This window comes from Pseudoduganella sp. GW821-FHT12E03, assembly GCF_058807115.1.
The window spans coordinates 93723-112380 of sequence record NZ_JBXAQJ010000008.1 but is presented as its reverse complement, the minus strand read 5'-3'; the positions used below and the strand labels follow the sequence as shown (position 1 = coordinate 112380).

20 protein-coding genes are annotated in these 18658 nt (G+C 61.0%); 10 read left to right on the top strand and 10 right to left on the bottom strand.

The window, feature by feature from the left end:
- Nucleotides 1–474 precede the first annotated feature (474 nt).
- Nucleotides 475–780, top strand: coding sequence for a hypothetical protein (locus AC1RRC_RS20690; protein WP_493057419.1), 306 nt, complete (start codon nt 475–477; stop codon nt 778–780).
- Complete coding sequence (locus tag AC1RRC_RS20685) at nt 777–1919, top strand: hypothetical protein (RefSeq protein ID WP_493057418.1); 1143 nt, start codon at nt 777–779, stop codon at nt 1917–1919. Before AC1RRC_RS20690 ends, AC1RRC_RS20685 begins: the two co-directional genes overlap by 4 nt.
- A gap of 563 nt (nt 1920–2482) precedes the next feature.
- Here AC1RRC_RS20685 and AC1RRC_RS20680 read toward each other — a convergent pair.
- Nucleotides 2483–2974, bottom strand: coding sequence for an Hcp family type VI secretion system effector (locus AC1RRC_RS20680; protein WP_493057417.1), 492 nt, complete (start codon nt 2972–2974; stop codon nt 2483–2485).
- A 184-nt stretch (nt 2975–3158) separates the two neighbouring features.
- Between AC1RRC_RS20680 and AC1RRC_RS20675 the strand changes: the two genes are divergently transcribed.
- Complete coding sequence (locus tag AC1RRC_RS20675; RefSeq protein ID WP_493057416.1) at nt 3159–3734, top strand: hypothetical protein; 576 nt, start codon at nt 3159–3161, stop codon at nt 3732–3734.
- A 3-nt stretch (nt 3735–3737) separates the two neighbouring features.
- On the top strand, nt 3738–4121 hold the full coding sequence (locus AC1RRC_RS20670; protein WP_493057415.1) for a VldE C-terminal domain-containing protein: 384 nt from the start codon (nt 3738–3740) through the stop codon (nt 4119–4121).
- 157 nt (nt 4122–4278) lie between these two features.
- Here AC1RRC_RS20670 and AC1RRC_RS20665 read toward each other — a convergent pair whose 3' ends face one another.
- Nucleotides 4279–4833 (bottom strand): hypothetical protein, encoded by a 555-nt coding sequence (locus AC1RRC_RS20665; protein ID WP_493057414.1) that lies wholly within the window; start codon nt 4831–4833, stop codon nt 4279–4281.
- 651 nt (nt 4834–5484) lie between these two features.
- The gene (locus AC1RRC_RS20660) at nt 5485–6318 is read right to left on the bottom strand and encodes a thermonuclease family protein (RefSeq protein WP_493057413.1); all 834 of its coding nucleotides are present in this window, start codon (nt 6316–6318) and stop codon (nt 5485–5487) included.
- A 714-nt stretch (nt 6319–7032) separates the two neighbouring features.
- On the opposite strand from AC1RRC_RS20660, the gene AC1RRC_RS20655 reads away from it, so the two are divergent.
- Both AC1RRC_RS20655 and AC1RRC_RS20650 read left to right on the top strand, forming a co-directional pair.
- On the top strand, nt 7033–9657 hold the full coding sequence (locus AC1RRC_RS20655) for an AAA family ATPase (RefSeq protein ID WP_493057412.1): 2625 nt from the start codon (nt 7033–7035) through the stop codon (nt 9655–9657).
- 97 nt (nt 9658–9754) lie between these two features.
- Nucleotides 9755–11572, top strand: coding sequence for a hypothetical protein (locus tag AC1RRC_RS20650; RefSeq protein WP_493057411.1), 1818 nt, complete (start codon nt 9755–9757; stop codon nt 11570–11572).
- Between the two features lie 110 nt (nt 11573–11682).
- Here AC1RRC_RS20650 and AC1RRC_RS20645 read toward each other — a convergent pair whose 3' ends face one another.
- The 4 genes from AC1RRC_RS20645 to AC1RRC_RS20630 all read right to left on the bottom strand — a co-directional run bounded on the left by AC1RRC_RS20645 (nt 11683) and on the right by AC1RRC_RS20630 (nt 14969).
- Entirely contained in the window at nt 11683–11895 is a 213-nt protein-coding gene (locus AC1RRC_RS20645) for a hypothetical protein (protein WP_493057410.1), read from the bottom strand.
- A 114-nt stretch (nt 11896–12009) separates the two neighbouring features.
- Nucleotides 12010–12666 (bottom strand): hypothetical protein, encoded by a 657-nt coding sequence (locus AC1RRC_RS20640; protein WP_493057409.1) that lies wholly within the window; start codon nt 12664–12666, stop codon nt 12010–12012.
- 84 nt (nt 12667–12750) lie between these two features.
- On the bottom strand, nt 12751–12999 hold the full coding sequence (locus AC1RRC_RS20635) for a hypothetical protein (RefSeq protein ID WP_493057408.1): 249 nt from the start codon (nt 12997–12999) through the stop codon (nt 12751–12753).
- Nucleotides 13000–13652: 653 nt separating this feature from the next.
- Complete coding sequence (locus tag AC1RRC_RS20630; RefSeq protein ID WP_493057407.1) at nt 13653–14969, bottom strand: hypothetical protein; 1317 nt, start codon at nt 14967–14969, stop codon at nt 13653–13655.
- A 117-nt stretch (nt 14970–15086) separates the two neighbouring features.
- Here AC1RRC_RS20630 and AC1RRC_RS20625 point away from each other — a divergent pair, with 117 nt between their 5' ends.
- Together AC1RRC_RS20625 and AC1RRC_RS20620 are read left to right on the top strand one after the other, a co-directional pair.
- Nucleotides 15087–15416, top strand: coding sequence for a helix-turn-helix transcriptional regulator (locus tag AC1RRC_RS20625; protein ID WP_493057406.1), 330 nt, complete (start codon nt 15087–15089; stop codon nt 15414–15416).
- Between the two features lie 92 nt (nt 15417–15508).
- Complete coding sequence (locus tag AC1RRC_RS20620) at nt 15509–16408, top strand: hypothetical protein (protein ID WP_493057405.1); 900 nt, start codon at nt 15509–15511, stop codon at nt 16406–16408.
- 49 nt (nt 16409–16457) lie between these two features.
- On the opposite strand, the gene AC1RRC_RS20615 is transcribed toward AC1RRC_RS20620, so the two are convergent.
- The gene (locus tag AC1RRC_RS20615) at nt 16458–16739 is read right to left on the bottom strand and encodes a hypothetical protein (protein WP_493057404.1); all 282 of its coding nucleotides are present in this window, start codon (nt 16737–16739) and stop codon (nt 16458–16460) included.
- Between the two features lie 493 nt (nt 16740–17232).
- Between AC1RRC_RS20615 and AC1RRC_RS20610 the strand changes: the two genes are divergently transcribed.
- Nucleotides 17233–17589 (top strand): site-specific integrase, encoded by a 357-nt coding sequence (locus tag AC1RRC_RS20610; RefSeq protein WP_493057403.1) that lies wholly within the window; start codon nt 17233–17235, stop codon nt 17587–17589.
- Nucleotides 17590–17769: 180 nt separating this feature from the next.
- Nucleotides 17770–17976 carry a tyrosine-type recombinase/integrase gene (locus tag AC1RRC_RS20605; protein WP_493057402.1) on the top strand — a complete coding sequence of 69 codons (207 nt, stop codon included), beginning with the start codon at nt 17770–17772 and terminating at the stop codon, nt 17974–17976.
- Between the two features lie 8 nt (nt 17977–17984).
- Here the strand turns inward: AC1RRC_RS20605 and AC1RRC_RS20600 are convergent, their stop codons facing one another.
- Both AC1RRC_RS20600 and AC1RRC_RS20595 read right to left on the bottom strand, forming a co-directional pair.
- Nucleotides 17985–18194 (bottom strand): tyrosine-type recombinase/integrase, encoded by a 210-nt coding sequence (locus AC1RRC_RS20600; protein WP_493057401.1) that lies wholly within the window; start codon nt 18192–18194, stop codon nt 17985–17987.
- A 273-nt stretch (nt 18195–18467) separates the two neighbouring features.
- A complete protein-coding gene (locus AC1RRC_RS20595; RefSeq protein ID WP_493057400.1) occupies nt 18468–18647 on the bottom strand; it encodes a hypothetical protein in 180 nt (59 codons plus the stop codon).
- Nucleotides 18648–18658: the final 11 nt, after the last annotated feature.

The window sequence follows — 18658 nt, the reverse complement described above, 5'->3', positions numbered from 1 at the left end:
TCGTATGTTGGCGCCGACCAGTCGAGCTCGAAACGCACCGACAGGGCCTCTGCAGTCGTTACAGTGCTGATATAGCGCAGCCAGCATCAGATACGCCCCTATTAACGCATCGACCGCTTCTAAGCCCGTTTGCGCCATAGCCGTACAGCGGGGAGTAAAAAATCACTGACCTCCCATTTGGTGTCATTCTGCTGCAACGGAAAATGGGCCAGTCCAGGCGAACGCGCTGCAATCTTGCCTGACCGGGCAATGCTCAATCGTTCAATGAGCTCACATGGTCTTCGTATCGCCCACCGTGATAGCTCCTATCGCAAATAGTCACTTTTGTTGCAAATTGCCACGCGCACAGAGTGCGTTGACGAGGTAAAAGATTGAGTTGTGACAATTGGATAGTATTCCCACCATAAATAAACCATAAGATATAAGCCAAGATTACACTTATGGTACGAGGTCAATCTAACGATAATAGGAGCAATGATGACATACATAAAGCTGAAGAAATTGGCTGTCGACGCTATCGATGACTTCACTGACTTAGACATCGTTGCGCATTATGGCGACACCTATAACGCCAAGACTTTACTTGACAATATCCAGATTACCGCACCCGTGCGTTCTGTTATGTCGCCAAGGGTCAACAAGGTCTTCTCTAAAGCTTACGACAGTTCGTGGATTGGAATCAGTCCGGTAGACACTACTAAGTGCAAAACTATTGGTGACTTCATTAAGCTCGTCGCAAAGAAAGCCCAAGAACAAGTGCCGGGAGGCGAGCCATTATGAAACGGATCTTAGTTTTCGGCTCGATGTTCGCCGTTTCTCTCAGTTCGTTGGCTCAAGAGCAATGCACCTTAGTGAAAGACGGCATATTTCGCCTGGGGTGCTACCTCGACCACATGGATACAAAAAAAAATCCCGGCATCGAAAAATGCTTACCGCTCAAAATAGAGGCAATACAGTTAGCCTGCTTCGACAAAGAAAATGGTGTGTTTAGTCCACCGAAGGACAGTTCGGAAGCTAGTAAATGTACCGCCTTATCCGATAGTGCGGAGCGTCTGAGCTGCTTCGATGCTGCGTACAAGGCCCCGGAGCCCGATAAGAATCCATCCCCCACCAAGGCTGAGAATACGGGCAAATGGGTAATCCAAGTAAGGGATCAGGGGCTACCGAAAACCCTACCGATAGCCGACCCAGCCACCATTGGATTTAAACACGAAAACCATCGTGACGACCCACTACTTAAGGCGTCGATAATCGCAACCAGAGTTCCATTCTCTAATTCCGGTTCGGGCTGGTACCCCTTCCTGTCATTTGATATCAATCAGGATTTATCTGCGCCGAAACCAAAACGAGCCAACACTAAATCCTTTGGGGCTGGCACAAGAGGAACAATATTCGACTATGCAAGCACTGGCTACGCGCTCGATTCCACACTCAAGTTATCTAGTAAGAAAGATTCAGAAGCGCATACCGAGTCAGTTCAAGCCCTCTTCGACAATGCTGTGGTGGTTAAGAAGCTTGTTACCGGAGTGCCATGGGATCCGATAAAAACGTCATTCCAACTTGTCCCTAAGTTTGGGATAAGCTATGAAGACTTGCGTAAGGTTGAGAGCACAAAAACACCCGGGCACTATATGTCTGTCTATACAGGCGTAGGCTTAGCAGTGTGGCCTAACTTTCTTCCCCGAACCCAGATAAACGCACAAGCCCAACGCTTCATTGATACCAGCACATCGGCGAAATTGGATAAGCGACATGTGAATTTCTACTCGTTCGGCTTTGACTTTTATCTCTATGACCCGACTAAGGATACGCTGTTTACGCCAATAATCGGCTTAATTCGGGAAATTGGGACGAACCCTTTAAATAACACATTCAGTGCGAATCGAACTGTCCTCGCATTGCGCTTTAAGCTTAATTAGCTATGACGCCCTGCCTGTCACCGATGTTTTCTTTAAAGGAACCTATAGCTCATATAATTCATGCCGTCGCGATTGCAAATAAAGTCGCAGTTGTCGCCTGTGAGTTCCTCACAACACTGTGTAGCATGAGCAGCAATAGCGACAAATTAGGCCGCTTATGCCCCGATGCGTCACAAATCGGGCTAATTATCAGTGTCATTTCAGTACCAAGAACAGGGGCTGGATGCCCAGGCAAACGGCTCATTCGGATTACAGTCGACGGTGCTAGCTAAACAGCATGCGGGGCCATTCACCGGCGGGCATCGATTGCATTTGCTTTGAGCGTGAGGACGCGAGGAAAATTGCCTAAACAAGGGCGGTGTGGCAGACGCCTCCCCGTTTCAATGTGTAAGCCGTAAAGGCTATAACGTCGTTTAGCGGGCCATCAACCGGCGGAAGGATTTCCGCGCCGTCGCCACTCGCTACGACAAACCCGGCCATACCTTGCTGGCCGGGTGATATTGGCGAGTATTATGCTCTGGCTCCTGTGAAATCAGCCAGACAGCCCCTAGCCAAGGTTTGGTTCAGCAAACCCTGCTAGCGGCCAGATCCCAGCCTCCCGCAGTGCAGCCTCCCGCGCCGCCGCAGATCTTCTGCTGGGTGTACTTCCACCTTACTTTCGAGTACTTCAGGCTGACATGTTCCGAGAGGACGTTGCCGCCCAAGACGTTGGGGACCACGGCCCCGATTAGGACGTTTTCGAGCTCGATCTCGAAGTACTTGACGCGCTCGCCCTGCCCGTCCGCACGCATGAACTCGAATTTCGCCTTCGGGATCGTCCGTCCCGCCGAGCACGTCTGGAGCAGTACGGGCGACGCTAGGTCTGCCAGCTTCGATACCACTATGTCGCCGTGCTCGCAGCGCTCGGCGGTATGCCCGCCGCCAGTGGACGCGGTCGCGGATTTTGGCTGCGTTACGCTCCAGACGGCGGAAGTACATTCGATCCAGCCCCTGTGCCGCTCGTCCGCCGACTCCCCCGTGATGCCGTCGATTTGCAGATAGACGTCGATAGCCATGTTTCCCCCAAAGTTAAGAAGCTTCATAGATCCGGAACTGCAAGCGCGATTCTCAGCCGGAAAGGAACGGGACATATTGCCGGAGCTCAGGCCGCTGCCGGATCAGTCCGCGAACCGGTGACGCAAGTCAACGAAGATGGAAGCCTCCTCGGTATGATCGGCTGAACCCACCAAGGAGAGCCGGATGCGCCGCTACTTGAACTGCCTCGCCTCCTCTGCCGCGCTTGCATCGTGTGGCAGCACAATTGCGCAGGAAAGCGCGATCAGCAGCGTGTATACCGACATCGCCGGCAAGGCATGCATCAGCCGCGCGGACGATGCATCCACTGGAGCGCGGACGACGGAATGCCCCGGCGTCTACGGCTTCCGGCTGCAGGTCCTGGAGGACGACGAACGCAGCTCGGTCAGCGTCGTGGCTCCGGACGGGCGGATATTTGCTCTGAACTACTGGGACGTAGTGACGCGCGGGTTCTTGACCCTGGGTGCCAAGGCCGAATGGCGCGTCGCAAAAGCTGGCGGCAAGGCCGTGCCGGTCGCGCTGATAATCCGCGTCAACGCTGTGGACCAGAGCGACCCGGCACGTCCGAGGCGCGTCCCGCTCCTGGCCGTCGCCAGGGTAGCCCGAGACGCGGCCTGCGTCGTCCGGGCCGTTGACGCCCGCGCACCGGACGCGAACGAGCAGGCCAGGAAAATCGCCGCAGACGGGCATATGGCGTGCCTGCCGGGCGGCTCGGATGGGAAACCACTGACGAAAGGATGACGTATGGCACAGCCATCAGCCGCATGCAAGCGCGCGCTCGCCGACGCGACAGCGCTCTGCCCGAACCGGAACCGCGAGGCCGACGGCCTTATGGGGGATGCCGCCCATCAGAAGCGGAAGAGCGACCACAACGACGGCAACGCGTTCGACCTGACGCACGACCCGGACAACGGCGTCGACTGCAACCTGTTCTCGAAGCTCGCGCTCCTCGACTTCAGGGTGAGCTACGTCATCTGGAACCGCCAGATCTACAATGCCGACATGGCCGCGAGAGGCTGGCGTCCGTACGGCGGGAAGAACGGGCATACGCACCACATGCACGTTTCGGTCAAGGCGGAGCTACGCGACATAGGCTCGCCTTGGCCGTGGGCCTCGCTTGAATCGTAGCCCAGCGGTTACGGCATCCGGGAGCGGAACGCCTCGGCGTGGCCGCTTCGGCTACGCGTACTCGCGCCCTTTCGTTTTTCGATTTGCCTTTGGGCGATTTTCGATACGATTGTCCTTGTAAAAGGTCTTCTGCGGAGCGGCGGACCTTTTCTGCGTTCTAAGGGAATATCGTGAAGTCGTCGCGGCGCGCGAACTTCCTCTTCACGGCTTCGTAGGACACCTCGTGCCCCGGCCGTGGAGCTTTCCCAAGCAGGTGCCGCCCGATGGGCGTGACGACCAGGTCCGCGAGCTGCGATCCGCTCTGGTTCTCCCCCTTCCGCACGAATCGGAACTCGTCGATCTTCCGTGCCACGTCGGCTCCCCGATAGAAGCGCGTTCCAGATACCTTCATTTCCAGCAGGCGGAGCTCGAGCCTGCGGTCCTCGGCGTTATCCCTGTTCTCGGGAAACAGGCGCACTCTGTCGCCCGAGGCTTTCCTGAAGATCCTGTTGAGAACGTTCTCGAAGGAAAAATGGTACGGGTCCTCCGGATCGACGTACTGCTGCATGAGCCTCTCCTTCTCGATCGCGCACGCGACGACCGAGCACTCGGTTGCGGCGAGCAGCGCGTTCAGATCGGAATAGAAGGCCGCCCTGAAGCCCGCGTCGTTGAACAGGGCAGTCCTCGGGTCCCTTGCCTTGCTCGGGCGGGTTATCTCCACGGTATGGAGCACGTAGTCCTCCGATCAGAAATGCCGGCGCTTGAGCTCCCTGAAGCTGCGGTCGAACGCTTCGTACTTATCCTCGGCGAAGCAGACTGCCCCGAGGACGAACACGTTGTACAGGTTGTCGAGCTTCGCGATATCGAGGTTGTGGTTTCAGCTTTCGTCGAGGAACGCTAGGAGCATACGGCGGATAAGGCAAATATCCTCCGCATTCTATGCGTTGCTGACGAATTTGAAAGTAGGCCCGCGTCGCTGCGATCTGCATGGCTTGACGAATTGGGGCCTCGAGATAAGGTAAGGGGGTGGAATGCGCGAACATCCCCCCTCATCCAACCCTTTGCGGGGCCTTACTTCGCACGAAATATCGCTAGAAGATCTGCCAAGCCAGCCATCAGAGCAACGCGAGCAGCACGAGCGAGTCGACCACCAGATGTGCAACGGCTTCGTCCCTTGCTTGCCTCGCTTTCCTCTGCAAGGCGAGGTCACGGTCATAACGGTCCATAACGATCCATAACGGTTATCGTAAAGAAGTAAAGACGTCCCCCTTTCGGGGGCGTCTTTATTCTACGCCTCGGCAGCGCTTTCCGCACCGGGCAGGCATCTGGAACGCGCTCGCGAGACCGTGCACGGTGGTACGAAACGCGCCGCTTGGACTGCGGGTCACCCTGCGAACAGGAGGTTCTCCGGCGGCTCCGTGAGCCTGATGCGGTTGCCGTGCTCTTCGACGAGGTTGTCCAGGTGGGTTTGGTGCACCGAAGAAATCACCAGCACTTCCTCCGGCCGTGCGGCGAGGAACTCGCTGAATCCGCCGACAGTGCCGCCGCCTTCCAGGTATTCCGCGAGGCGGCGGAAAAGCTTCGGAAGCATCACGACCTCGTCGGTGATGGTAGCCAGCGAGGTAACTGCGAAGCCGGAGTTCGTCGCGTCGCTCGCCCAGACGCCGGCTCCCGCAGCCCTCGCGGACGTTACCGCCTGCGTGAGCGCGTTGCGCAGGTCCGCGAACAGCCCCTTGTAATAGGTAGGATACGCCAGGCCTGAGGCAAGCATCTGGGCGTTGACGCTCCGCGAGACAAGCGCGGCGTCAAGGTACACCTCGCCGTCCTGCACGGGCGCTCCGTCGGCGAACGCGAACGATACTGGCCTGCCATTCTTCTCCACCTCGCGGGTCACGATATAGCCGGGGGTGCCGTCCACGGCGGACGTGACGCGCAGGTGGTTCGCGTCCCAGACGACATCCCGGATGCTGACCAGCTCCAGCAGGTGGGCCATCGCGCGTTCCGCCAGCACCAGCGGCTGGTGGACGCTGTTGAAGTGGGTCTCGAGCGTATCTATCGCTTCGAGGCGCAACTGCGCGTGCCCGTTGCCGTTTATCCTCGGGCGCGGGCCGTCCAGCAGGCCCCATCGGCTCGGGTCGTCGGCCCGGAACCTGATCGAGTCGCCGTCGGGCGAATACCCCACGACGTGAAACGTGCCGCGTATCAGCTGAAAAGCCATGATGCCCCCCTATCTTTTGAACGGAACTGTGTGGAACCGGGCAAGCCCGGCCGGCGGCCTTGCCGCCTTCCAATTTTCCGCCAGTTTCCAAGCTGACAATCTCACCAATATTCACGTTTCGCGATCCGAGACGGCAACGGGGTGCGCCTTGGCCCGGCCAAGCCTGAGCGCGGCTGCGCGGGTTAGGGAACCCATACCCCCATGCTTGCGGAGATCCGTACACGCGGCATCCCCAACTCGGTCAAAGGCTACTCGCCTATTCCGGCCTCCCTTGCAAGACGCTGTCTGGGGCCAACATCCTTATCCCGCCGCCGTCGGCAAAAATCCGGTCCGCCAGTGCCTCGCGGATTCCTGCTCCCTGAATGGGTCTCGAAACGCTGGTCCCATTTCAACCGGTATCCGTGTCCGGGCATCTTGAAGTGGCCCGCTACCAAACGTTTGCGGAGCATGAGCCCAATCCGTCGCCTTCTGGCGAGCAAGTGGAGTTGTTGTTGCGAAAACAAGACCACTAATTGTCACTATCGTGCCATTCCTTGACCAGTCGCCGCATCTTCTGAAAACTGTCCAATATGCATTGTCTCCTGCCTAACGGAAAGGAGTTCATTTCGCATGCGTTTCAGGGAAATATGAGTATCTTGTCCGCCGATTGGCGAGACCAGTTCGCGTGAAAACGACAGGTCCGCCAGCCCCGTTACTTCGCGATTTCAGGAGCACATGAGCATGCCAGATTCGATTATTGCGGCAGTCGCCGCCGACCCGTTTGAAACGTGGCTGGCAGAGCGGCCTCGCTGGCTGCAAACAGCAGCGGCCTGGATGATCGAGCACCGCCGCCTGCCCGACAGCGACGAACTGGCATCGCTTGCCTCGCTTTGCAAGGACGAGGCATCGGGAAAAAAGGACGCGCCGTTTGTCGGAATACAGGCGGGTGGACTCGCGGCGGCACCGGGCAATCCCCCGGTCCGTATTCTCCAAGTGTCCGAAGTCAGCGGGGTGAACGCTCTAAAGGAAGGGACTGGCATCGACTTCGGTACTGCCAATATCACGGTCGTCTATGGGCAGAACGGATCCGGGAAGACGGGGTTCGCGCGGCTGCTTAAACACGCCTGCGGATCGCGGGCCAAAGAGGACATCCTGTCGAACGTTTTCGAAGCTGACGCGCCTTCGGCCAAAGCGAAGATCTGCATAGCGAGAGCTGGCGAAATACAGCCGCCGATCGAATGGGCAATCGATGCCCCGACGCATCGGCACTTACGCGACGTCCACGTATTCGATTCGAAATCGGCGCAGATTTACATGGGGCCGAAAAACGAAGCCAGGTACGAGCCGCGCAAGATGCGCTTCCTCTCGTCGCTGATTGCCGTCTGCGACGGCGTCGCCAATTCTTTGGAGGCGGAAAAGGGAGCGCTGGTCAGGAGGATGCCCTCAATCCCGCCCGAGCATGCGGCAACGGCAGGGGCCGCATGGGCCAGCGGCCTTACCGCCACCACCACGGCTGCGGACGTCGAGAAGCGCTGCGCCTACGGGAAGGAGCACGAGGACGAGCGGATCGCGGGCGAGCAGGCGCTCAACGAAAAGGACATCCCCGGCAAGCTCGCGCTGGTTGCGAAAAGCGTCGCGACGCTGCAAACACTGAAGTCAGGCATCGACGCGCTCAAGCTCGCTTTCAGCGCGGCGAAAGTCTCACCGCTGATAGCCGCGCGCAAAGACGCGCTGTCGAAGCGGAGGGCCGCGTCGGAGGACGCGAAAAAGGTCTTTGCCCAGGCCCCGCTTGACGGCGTGGGACAAGAGTCATGGCTTGCGCTCTGGAAGCAGGCACGGAAGTATTCCGAATCGCTCGCCTATCCCCAGGCAGCGTTCCCCGTTACCTCAGACCAGGGGCGCTGCGTGCTCTGCCAGCAGGAGCTCGACGATCGAGCCAAGCAGCGCCTGAACTCGTTCGAGGCATTCGTGAGGAGCGGTCTGGAAGCGGAGGCGGCCGTTGCGGAGAAAGCGCTTAAGGACGCGAGCGCCGCAATTCCCGGAATGCCTACGCGGGAAGCGTGGACGCTGCAATGCGGCGTGCTTAAGATCAGCGACGAGATGGCGGCCGCAACCTTCCTCGCGCTGAAAGCAAGATGGGACGGCGTCAGTGCCGCCACTGAGCTTGCCGCAGTCCCCGAATTTGACTGGGCTCCGTTCGACGAGCAGATCAATGCGCTGTCTTCGGGTTACGCGACAGAGCAGAAAACGCTTACCGACTTGCAGCAGGATGGCAAGCGCAAGCTGCTCGCGGCGCGGGTATTAGATCTCCGGACGTCACAATGGCTAAGTCAGAACAAGGATGCCATTGCCGCCGAGATTGCCCGCTTGGCCGCTGTCAAGCGGATAGATAAGGCCGTTGCGCTCGCGAAAACAAACGCCCTGACCGCCAAGAAGAACGAGCTCGGCGAGAATGAGCTCAGCGCCGAGTACCGGACGCGCTTCGCCGCCGAGCTCAAGGAGCTTGGCGGAACGCGCATCCCGATAGCGCCGGAAAGCAAGAAGGAAGGAAAGGGAAAGATCAGCTTCGGGCTTGCGGTCAAGGACTCGAAAAAAAGCGCAGACGCCACACGCGTGCTGAGCGAGGGCGAAACGAGGATCGTTACGTTGGCAGCCTTCCTCGCGGACATGTGCGGATCGTCGGATCCCAATCCGTTCATCTTCGACGATCCGATCTCGTCGCTAGACCAATCCTTCGAGGAGCGCGTGGTCAGCCGGCTAGTAGAGCTATCAAAGAATCGGCAGGTCGTAGTGTTCACCCATCGTCTGTCGCTCCTCACCCTTATCGAAAGCACCATCGACCGCCTGAAGGGGCAAGCCAAGATGGAGGGAAAGGAAGCACCTGTGACGCTCCACATCCAATCGCTCCGCCGAATGGGAAAGGTGGCCGGACTAGCGAATCCGCTCATTACCATACGCGACGCGAATCCGCAGAGCGCCGCGAATCGCCTGAGGGACGAGTACGTACCCCAGTTGGCCAAGCTGCACGCGGCGGGGGATGCCGAAGCTTACGAGGAGCGCGCGAAAAGCGTATGCAGCGACTTCCGGATACTGGTCGAGCGCTGCGTTGAGAAGATCCTGATGAACGACGTCGTCACGCGTTTCCGGAGGTCGGTCGAGACGAAGAACAAGATAGGGGCGCTTGCCAAGATAGTCCCGGACGACTGCCAACTAATCGACACGCTGATGACACGGTATTCCAGCTTCGAACATTCGCAGCCGGACGAGCTGCCTGCGGAGCTCCCTGATTTCGAGGAGATCAAGAAGGACGTTATCGCGCTCGCGGCATGGATCGACGGATTCAAAAAGCGGCTGACTTAAAAGCCGCTGGCTCAACCTTTAGCGTAAATTACCCTTGGGAGCCAAGGGTGTGACAGCGCTTTCGGCAATTCTTAAATTCTAGCTATAGGGAATCCCGATGAATACGAGTATCGCGCGCGACAGCACTGAGGCGTGGAAATCCCTTTGCGCGACTGGCGGGCTTGAGCCGAGAGGCCGGGACCTGGAGCTCGTCGAGAAGCTAAGGCGCGCGCTGGACCCGTCGGCAGCCTCGCTCGAAGAAGCCCTGAGCACCAGCTCCACGGATGACTTGGTGCGCGAATTTTTCCGGCTGGCCCAGCCCTTCGTCCAGATGTTTCGAGCCATCCTGGACTTCTTCGAGGCAGCGCGCGTGCGGCAGGGAAAGGCACAGTGGAACATCCAAGTCGACGAGCTTCACCTGGACCTGCAGCATTTCCAAGCTTTTCTTGAAAGCTGGGAGACGTTTGAGGGCAGCCTCGATGTCCCCGCGATTGACGAGAAAGGCGCATGGTCCATGTATGAGGCTGAACAAGAGCTGGGAATTCCGGAGCCGGGCGATGGCACTTTGAGCGCAAGAGACCTTCCGACCGGCATTGCAGATGTTGACAAATGGATCGAGTCGTATGACAAGGACCAGTACCCGCCGTTTCCCCGCTCGCTCTTCCACGGAAGGCTGCCGCCGCCGCTGAACGATGCCGCCGCAATCGCGTTTGCAACCAACGAGATTGTCCGTCGGCAGTGGGGGGATCGGGCGGCGATGATGGACACGTACCATCGGTTCTTTCAGAAGTCAGAATATCCCCGCGACAGAAGCGACGGCTTCGACATCGCAATCGTCGCGCAGAGGGAAACCGACTTCTGGCTGCGAAGCGAACTGAAGCGCATAGCGCGCTACCTGAACGCAGGGGAGTCCCGCCGCGACGAGTTCCTGTCCCGCCTGAGCATTGAGTACGCCCGGTATCCCCGCTGCAAGCTTGACGTGCGAGCGGATTGGCCGTCCATCGAGCGGTTCCTGTCGCTGCCGGTATGGAAGAAGCGCCACGAGCTCTATGCCGTTTGGATAGCGACCGAGATCGTGAACGCGCTGGACGACCACGAAGTCGAGCTGCACAGCGAGAACGACGCGATCACGTTCGCCTTTCGGCAAACCCGCGTCGCAACGGTCCGATCGACTTTTCCGAAAGTCATCCTCTACGCCGAGCGGCGGAGCCCGCTCGCGGATCCGGTCGGCGCAGGCCGCAGTGCCAACGTCCAGCCCGACTATACCTTGTGGCGCGGAACAGGACCCGCAGAGAAATGCGGACTCGTCGCGGAGGTCAAGCACTACAAGAAAGACGCTCCCAGCAGCTTCAAAAAAGTCCTCACGGACTATGCCAGGGCCCACCGAGACGCCCAGGTCGCCTTGGTAAACCACGGACCAGCAAAGGAAGCTTACGGGCTCGATTCCGACGTCGCACGCCGCTGCCACTCCTACGGGGATCTGACGGCAAGCAACCTGAAGCGTCGCGAGGAATTCCGCGAGTTCATCCGCGCTTACGTCGGCCTGCCGCTATTGGCGGAGCTTGGATTGCCCGCTTCGCCAGCCTCGACGGTCCTTATCGACGTATCCAGCTCGATGTCACCGTCGATCCGGTCCCCCGAACTTGCCTCATTGGCGCGGTCGCTCGTTGGAGGAGCTGAAGCCAGGGTCGCGCTTGTCGATACCGAGATCCGCCATGCCTGCGCGATCCAGGATCTCGATGACGCCCTCGCCAAGGTGAGCCTCTCCGGTTCCACCCTACTGCTTCCGGCGCTTCGCGCCCTGTTATCGCAAGTGCCATACGTAATCTTGATCACGGACGCCGACGGGCTAGCCGAAATCCGGAAGGAAGTGTCCGTGCGCAGCGAGACCCGCCGGGTTGGCGACGCCTTCGTCGAAGTAGTCCGGGTTGGCTAACGCACGCTTGCCGGCGGCGATGCTTGGATCTGGGAGCGAAGTTAATACCGTCCAAAACGGGCCGCGTTGCAGAACCTGGCCTGAGGATGCGTCTGGGAATGCGCGTCTTCCTAAGCCTTCTGCACCGCTCGCTTGAGCCTGGGCTCGAGCGCCTCCGAGCTGAATCCGGCATCCCCGAGTACACCGGCAGCCTCGAGGCCTTCGCGCACCTTTGTCCGCATGTCTTCGCCGTTGGCGTCGAATCGCCTGAGCCTGTATCCCGGCACTTCGAAATACTCCTCGACCACCGTCGCTCCCGCAGCCTTCGCGAGGCCGTGCGCCATCAGCGCCCGGTCCTTCTCGGTCAGCGCTTTCGGCAGCTCGATGTCCGCGTCGGCCTGCGGATAGACCGAGTCCCGGTTACGGTTGAGCGCCTCGAGGAACGAGTCGAAATGCTCTCAGAGCGCGAGGTAGCCATTCTCCTCGAAATATGCGAGGTTGTCGCGGGCGACGGCTTCCTTCCTCGCGACCTGCTCTTTGAACCCGCGAATGGCCCCATCCTCCCGGGCCTCCGCGTCGTCGATCCTGCGTTCGGCGTCGGCGAACGCCTTCTGCTTCTTTTCGGTCTTTGCCTTTAGCGCGTCGGCTGCGCTGCCGATCTCGCCCATGTGCTTCCTGCCGATTTCCCCGAGCAGCTCCGCGCGCATGTCGCCCAGCCTGCCCTTGTTGTCTTCCATGGCGTCGAGAGCCTCCAGCATCCGTTTCCTGAGCTCGGGATCGGAAACCTTCATGACGCTGGCCTCCATCGCGGACGCGAGCCGCTTCCCCTGCTCAGGGCCCGTTCCGGCGTAGGACAGGGCGAAAGCGCGCCAAGCATTTGGCGCGTCCGAGGCGTCGCGTAGGGACGCCTCCATCGCGTTCGGGAACCGGGCCCTGGCGGCTTCGAGCCCCTCTGGCCTGCGGACGCCTTCCCATCCCGTCAGTTTCTCTATCTCGCCCACGGCCCGTTCTCGCTGGCGGGCGAGCGCGGCGTCGGGTTCGGGAGTTGCGGCGATCCTGATGCGGGGGCCCTTCGGGATCTCGACGAACTTCTCGGGGCGCTCGCCCGGCTGCACCGTCCAAACCTGTGCGACGCGGTCGTTTTTTGACTCGAACCTGATCTCTGCTCATGCCCGGGTCGCCCTGGTGTCGAATCCCGCTCAGTTGGTCGCGGCGGCGATCGCCGCCCTGTCCGACGGAAGGACGCCTGCCGCCGTGCGGATGCTTTCCAGGTAGGGGATGCCGAGCTCGCGGGCATGGGGCCGCAGGAGGGCGAAGCCGGTATCGAGCTCCCTGCGTGCGGATTCGTCGGGCGCGGCGCTGCGGATCGCGTCCGCGTGCCGGAGGTACACCGCGATTGCCGAGCGCGCGACGGCCTCCTCGCGGTTCAGGCCGGGATCCGATGCCATCAGCTTCGCGGCCTCGTTCGCCTTCTCGGCATCCAGGTCGATTCCGCGCGCCTTGAGCGTGCCGTGGATTTCGGGATGCCTACGGAGGAGGGCGTCGAAGGCATCGACGGTCCGCCTGCGTTCGGCAGCCTCCCGGGCGCGGTCGTCCCTATCGCTGGCGATCTGTCACTTTTCGGACGATCTCAGGGACGATACGTCCTCCTTCCTCGCACGAGTCGCGACGAACGTCTCGATCCAGTCCTCCACGCTCAGCGGCGCGTCGCCGGTCCGGTGCCTTGCCGCATCCATGACGTTCGCGAGGAGCGCGTCTCGGGCACCGGCTCACTTTTCCGGATCGGACGTGAGCGCCAGGAGGCGGTCGAGGGTGCCGGTGTCGCGGAGAGAGCCGAGGACCGAGGAAAGGTCCGACGCGGGCAGCCCCGGCAGGAGGTGCCGCAGGGCAGTTTCGTCCCGCGCGGCCTTGGCCTCTGGGGAATTCCTTGCTTCCGCAGCCAGGGATATGGCTTCGAGGAGGGCTGCTGCGTCTTTCGGGCGTTCCGGAGCGCCGGACGGGATTTCTGGCATGTGGCTGGGGATACGGGATACTTCCGTCCAGCTTACCGTATGTTTCTTCCTAAGACAAAAAACTCCACTGACGAATTCCGCCCGTCGCGCTACCTCATGCCTGCTGACTGGGCCCGCGTGCGGAGCTGCTCGAATCCCCGCATGGTGTCCCGGTATCCGTCCCAAGCCTTGGTGGCCGGGCTCGCGGTCGCCTCGACGGATGCCTTCAGCCGCCTTGCCTCGTCCAACGCGGACTGCACGTCGGACTGGGATACCTTTTTGCCTTCGAACGGCGCACCCTGCGCTAGGCTGAGCAGGAGCTTCAGCGCGCGACCCACTGCCCTTTCCAGCCCGAGGACCGCTCTTGAGTCCCTGGCCTGAAGCGTCGTCTCGTTCGTGAGCGCGGTCTCTGCGTACAGGCTGAAATGCTCCTTCCAGAAGGCGTCGTTGCTTTCGGACTGCGTCGATGTGAAGACTGGCCCGTAGACCTCCCGGGCGTACGTGGCATCCCAGGGGGCCAGCGCGTACCTCGGGCCAGCCCGCCCCGTCTCCGGGTTGTAGATCTGTACCTCAACTGCGCCGGCCTGCCCGCGCTCCCCCGTCCAGGACATCAAGGTGCCGCAGCTCGGAGCGTAGAGCCTCGGGTCCGTGCCGGGCTTCGCGGCGAGGCACGTCTGCATGCGCACCAGCGCGGCGCGCAGCTTCACGGGCTCGAACGCGAGCCCCTTTCTCTCGGCGTAGGCCAGCATGCTCGTGACGGCGGACGCGAGGCGCTTGCCGCTACCGTCCCGGCGCATTCCCTCAAGGCTCGTGGCAATGATGCGGTACGTCGCCCTGTCGCGCTCCAGGCTCTCGGATACCGCCTTGCCGTCGACGGCCCCGTCCGGATTGAGGAACCGCCCCCGTTGGACGAGCGCCAGGTACGCCTCCTTCACGAACATCTCGAAATGGACGCCGTCCTCCTTCGTCGGCGCGAACATGCGCCGGTACGTTTCCGGCAGGTCGGCTTCCGCGACCGTCCGGGTGCCCAGTATCTCGTGCGCCGGACGGGTGGGAGCCGCGTCTGGCTGCGCGCTATCGATCCCGTCGGGCGGCAGCGGCCTGACCGACGGGATCGAGTACTCGAACCCCGGCTGCCTGAGGGTTTCCCGATTGCGCGCGTCGAAGGCGCGGAATTCCCTGAGCAGGCCTTCCGCTGCGGCTCCTGACGCTACGTGCGCGTCCGTAAGGACTTGCAGCAGCCGTCCGAGGTCGGAAAGGAATCCTTGCGGCGAAAGGCCCGGATTGCTCGCGGCGGTCGCCGGAGCCCCTCCGCCGGGCTGGCCGTTACCGCCAGCATGGGGAGTTGCTGAAGGAAGGATCAGGACGGCAACCAGCACCGCCTTGGAGATGGGGAAATGGAGGTGGTTAGCGGTCGGTTTTGTCATGTCGGAAGGCCGCCGGGTAGGCGGCACGGGCTATTCGTATCGCGAAGTATTGTATTGCAATACCAGTGGTTTGCATAACAATACTCTGATAGCATCGAAATCGGCGCTAATGCTGGGATGGATATCGGAGCAGCAATCAAGAAACTGCGCCTGGAAAGGAGCCTCACCCAAGAGGAGCTTGCCGAGCGCGCGAACACGTCGAAACCCAACATATCGAACCTCGAGCGCAACGCGCAGGGATTCAGCCCCGTCATACTTTCGAGCCTCGGAAAGGCCTTCGGCATGCGGGTTTCGGAGATATTCCGCCTGGCTGAGGCGCTGGATGGCGAGGGCTGCGGACGCGGCGAGGCCGACGAGCTGGACGCGGCCATCGCAGATCTCTCGCCCGCGAAGCGCGCCGCGCTGCTGCGGTTCGTCAGGGAATGGACAGCTACAGATGCCCCATAGCGTCGCTGCCCGGGCGCCGGATTGCGCACGAAGTTCGCTTGGGAGAAAATGGACGGCATCCCCGCCGAATGCGGCGCAACGGAGGGTTAGCCATGGCCAATCGCCCCAATCTGCTGGTAAAAGGACGGCTTCTTGATCCCGTCAAGGCTGCCCGTGACAAGCTCGCCGCGATGCGGGAAACGATACTGCAGGGGGAGAGTGCCAATCTGCTGCGCGAAGGGATGTTCGTTCTGGCCGTCTCGACCATCGAAGTCATGCTGCTCGATATCCTCGGAGAGCTTTATCGCCGTTTTCCCCTGAAGCTTCCCGAGAAAAGCTACTCCGTCAGCAAGGACGTAAGGGACGCGGGCGGACTTGGCCTGATCGAGGAGCAGATTGAGCTGCACCTTATGGCTCTCGGCTATAAGAGGCTGGACGAACTGCTCGACCTATTCGGCACGGAGCACGGGCTGGATCTTTCCGGGTATCGCTCGCGAAACGGCGATACGCTGAGGGAAATCAAGGAGTCTAGGAACCTGCTCGTGCACAGCGACCTGAAGACGAACTCGGTTTACCTCGCAAAGGCCGGGCCCAAGGCGAGGTCCGCTTCCCCGGGGGAGCGACTCGCCATAAGCGCATCGTATTTCGCGTCTTCGCTGGAGACACTGGACGAACTGTGCGAGACGTGCGAGCAGGCCATAGAAGCACAGTACGGGAGCTATACGAAGGCTGCCGCATTAAGGGCGCTTTGGGAATACCTGTTCGACACGCCGGCCCTACGGTTCGACGACCTTTGGGAAGTGGATGCCGACAAGGATACCGTCCATCTGAGAACGCCGGACGTCCCCCGCCTGTATTCGATCTCGGAAGGCATGTTCCTCAACCTATGGATTGGGCATTACAACGGCGTGGGGCTCGCCGGCCCCCCGCTATCTATCCACGGGCTGGTCGGCGAGACCCAGGAGAAAATGCTCTGGTTCCTCTCTGTGCTCAGGGATTTCCGCGTGTATTGACGCGTCATTTCCGCGATGAAAAAGCCGCCCCTGCCGGGACGGCTCCAAGTCAGTACTCGCTCGGCAGCAGGATCGCAGTGGACGACCTGTCAGCTTCGGTTATGATCCAGACGCGGACCTTTCCCTCCGCAACCGAATAGGCGGAAAACACGCGCGAGCCGCTCTTGACCGCATCGCGGTTCGCCGCTGCATCCTGCCGGCTCATCTCATCCCAGTCACCTTCGGCGTGCCGCGCCAGCAGGCCCTGCGGGGAAATCCCCGCGACCTGCAACGCGTCATGAGCTCCGGGTGTGATTACGCATCGCCCCAAGGCGAAAAGCACTTCTGCCACTTCATTCTCCTCGTATCCTGCCCCCACCATTGGAAGCAGGACCCGAGTAGCATGCGCGCGCTATCGGCGCCTCGGCAGTTAGCGGTGCCAGTATACTCAGCCGCCGGCCAATCGCAAGCCGGCGACGTCGCGTCGGCGCGCACCGGGAGAGATGCACCTTGAATCTCGACGAATATGCGGTAGCATGCGCGCGCCCCCTCCTCTGGCCCGTCGAGTTCCGAATCCTCCGCTTCCTAACCCAACGAGCCACATGAGAGACACTACGAAGCGCCACGTCGTGCCGCCTGCCCAGCGCCGCCGCCTCCTTGCGGGCATGGACTCCCGGCATACTCCCCTCGACGAGCACTGGAGGTACTATCAGGAGCTGATGACCGGCACCGGAAGGAGCCCCGAGACTATACGGGGGGTCGGATGCGCGGTCAGGTTCTTCATGCTGAACACCCCGCTCCATTCGATCGAGCGCTGGATGGCCTGATCCCTGGCGCAGGAAGCGATGCTCCGCCTGAAGCGTGACCGCCGCTGGTCCGCCGTCACTTACAACTCCTACAGGAAATCCCTCCTCTCGTATTTCCAGGCCCTCGCGGACGCAGGCTTCGTGCCGTCCAACCCCGTCCGCAGGATCCGCAAGTGCGCCGAGCCCGTACGCGACCAGCCCAGGCTCGCAAAGGAACAGGTCGCCCCGCTTCTCGAATGCCTTGGCCGTCGCCCGAAAGGCATGCCGCACCTCCTGTTCCGCAGGAACAGACTCTTCTTCCTCCTGTCGTGCTACACCGGCGCGCGTCCGGTGGAGCTGCTCAGCCTTACCCTGGCCTCGTTCTCCGACGGCTATTCCGTGCTCAGGGTGGTATGAGCCAAGGGCAGGGGGAAGAGCCGGTCGTTTCGGCTCGGCCCCGACATACAGGCTGCGGCGTCCGACTACGTCCGCGAGTGCGCGTTCGCCGGCCGCGCCAAGGAGCTGGACAGGGCCTTGTTCCTGTCGAACCGCAAGGGCGAAGCGTGGACCTACGCATGAATCCGCCAGGTCTGCCGGTTGATCGGCGCGAAGCTCGGCTTCAATTTGACGCCTTATATGCTGCGCCGGATGGTAGCGTCGCACCTTTTCGAGCAGAGCCTGCCGATCCAGGATATCCAGCACCATCTTGGCCACATCCGCTCGAGCACCACGTTCCGCTACGTACAGGGCCATCACGAGCTTACCCGCAGGGGCGTCGCAGCGCTCGAGGTGCTCCTGTCCTGAAAGGCGCGCTAGTTGAGCGGGTGGCGCTCGATCGAAGACGCCATCAGCTGGGCCGAGCTCGACAGGTAGATCGTCGTGGTCGTGATCCTGGAGTGCCCCATCAGCTTGCAGAGCGTGTGGACGTCGCAGCCGCCTTCGAGCATGAGCGTCGCGAAGGTATGCCTGAGGGTATGGGGAGAGAAGGGGAAACCGACGACTTTCCTCAATCTTCCAAGCACCAGCCTTATAGCGTTTCAAGTCATCGGCACGTCCTTCACGGCGCCTACAAAAAAGGCCCCGCACCGGCGGTGGCGCTGGGCGCGCGCAGCCAGGTACTCGCGCAGGAATACCGCCAACCTCGTCGATACGGGAACCACGCGGTCCTTCCCCCACTTCCCGTGCACTACGCGTACTACCATGCCGCCGTAATCCCACGGCTTTCATCCTTCCCGCCCCACCTCGCCCACGTCCACGTCCTCCAGCCTCAGGCAGGCAACTTCGTTCTTGCGCAGTCACGTGAACAGCATGAGCGCCACGAGAGCCGAATTGCGCACGGATTCGAAGTCGGTGGCGTAGCGCTGCCGCCTCGCGGCGTCGATGAGCCTTTCGGCCTGCTCCGCCGATAGCGCCTTGGGAAGCGCCTGGGGCAGCCTGGGCAGCTCGATCCCGGCCGTCGGATCCTCGGCCAGCATGCCCCGCTTGA

Coding starts and splice junctions, on each gene's coding strand:
- AC1RRC_RS20690 (WP_493057419.1), top strand. CDS start 475: ATGATGACATACATAAAGCTGAAGAAATTGGCTGTCGACGCTATCGAT.
- AC1RRC_RS20685 (WP_493057418.1), top strand. CDS start 777: ATGAAACGGATCTTAGTTTTCGGCTCGATGTTCGCCGTTTCTCTCAGT.
- AC1RRC_RS20680 (WP_493057417.1), bottom strand. CDS start 2,974: ATGGCTATCGACGTCTATCTGCAAATCGACGGCATCACGGGGGAGTCG.
- AC1RRC_RS20675 (WP_493057416.1), top strand. CDS start 3,159: ATGCGCCGCTACTTGAACTGCCTCGCCTCCTCTGCCGCGCTTGCATCG.
- AC1RRC_RS20670 (WP_493057415.1), top strand. CDS start 3,738: ATGGCACAGCCATCAGCCGCATGCAAGCGCGCGCTCGCCGACGCGACA.
- AC1RRC_RS20660 (WP_493057413.1), bottom strand. CDS start 6,318: ATGGCTTTTCAGCTGATACGCGGCACGTTTCACGTCGTGGGGTATTCG.
- AC1RRC_RS20655 (WP_493057412.1), top strand. CDS start 7,033: ATGAGCATGCCAGATTCGATTATTGCGGCAGTCGCCGCCGACCCGTTT.
- AC1RRC_RS20650 (WP_493057411.1), top strand. CDS start 9,755: ATGAATACGAGTATCGCGCGCGACAGCACTGAGGCGTGGAAATCCCTT.
- AC1RRC_RS20645 (WP_493057410.1), bottom strand. CDS start 11,895: ATGGCGCACGGCCTCGCGAAGGCTGCGGGAGCGACGGTGGTCGAGGAG.
- AC1RRC_RS20635 (WP_493057408.1), bottom strand. CDS start 12,999: ATGGCATCGGATCCCGGCCTGAACCGCGAGGAGGCCGTCGCGCGCTCG.
- AC1RRC_RS20630 (WP_493057407.1), bottom strand. CDS start 14,969: ATGACAAAACCGACCGCTAACCACCTCCATTTCCCCATCTCCAAGGCG.
- AC1RRC_RS20625 (WP_493057406.1), top strand. CDS start 15,087: ATGGATATCGGAGCAGCAATCAAGAAACTGCGCCTGGAAAGGAGCCTC.
- AC1RRC_RS20620 (WP_493057405.1), top strand. CDS start 15,509: ATGGCCAATCGCCCCAATCTGCTGGTAAAAGGACGGCTTCTTGATCCC.
- AC1RRC_RS20610 (WP_493057403.1), top strand. CDS start 17,233: ATGCTCCGCCTGAAGCGTGACCGCCGCTGGTCCGCCGTCACTTACAAC.
- AC1RRC_RS20595 (WP_493057400.1), bottom strand. CDS start 18,647: ATGCTGGCCGAGGATCCGACGGCCGGGATCGAGCTGCCCAGGCTGCCC.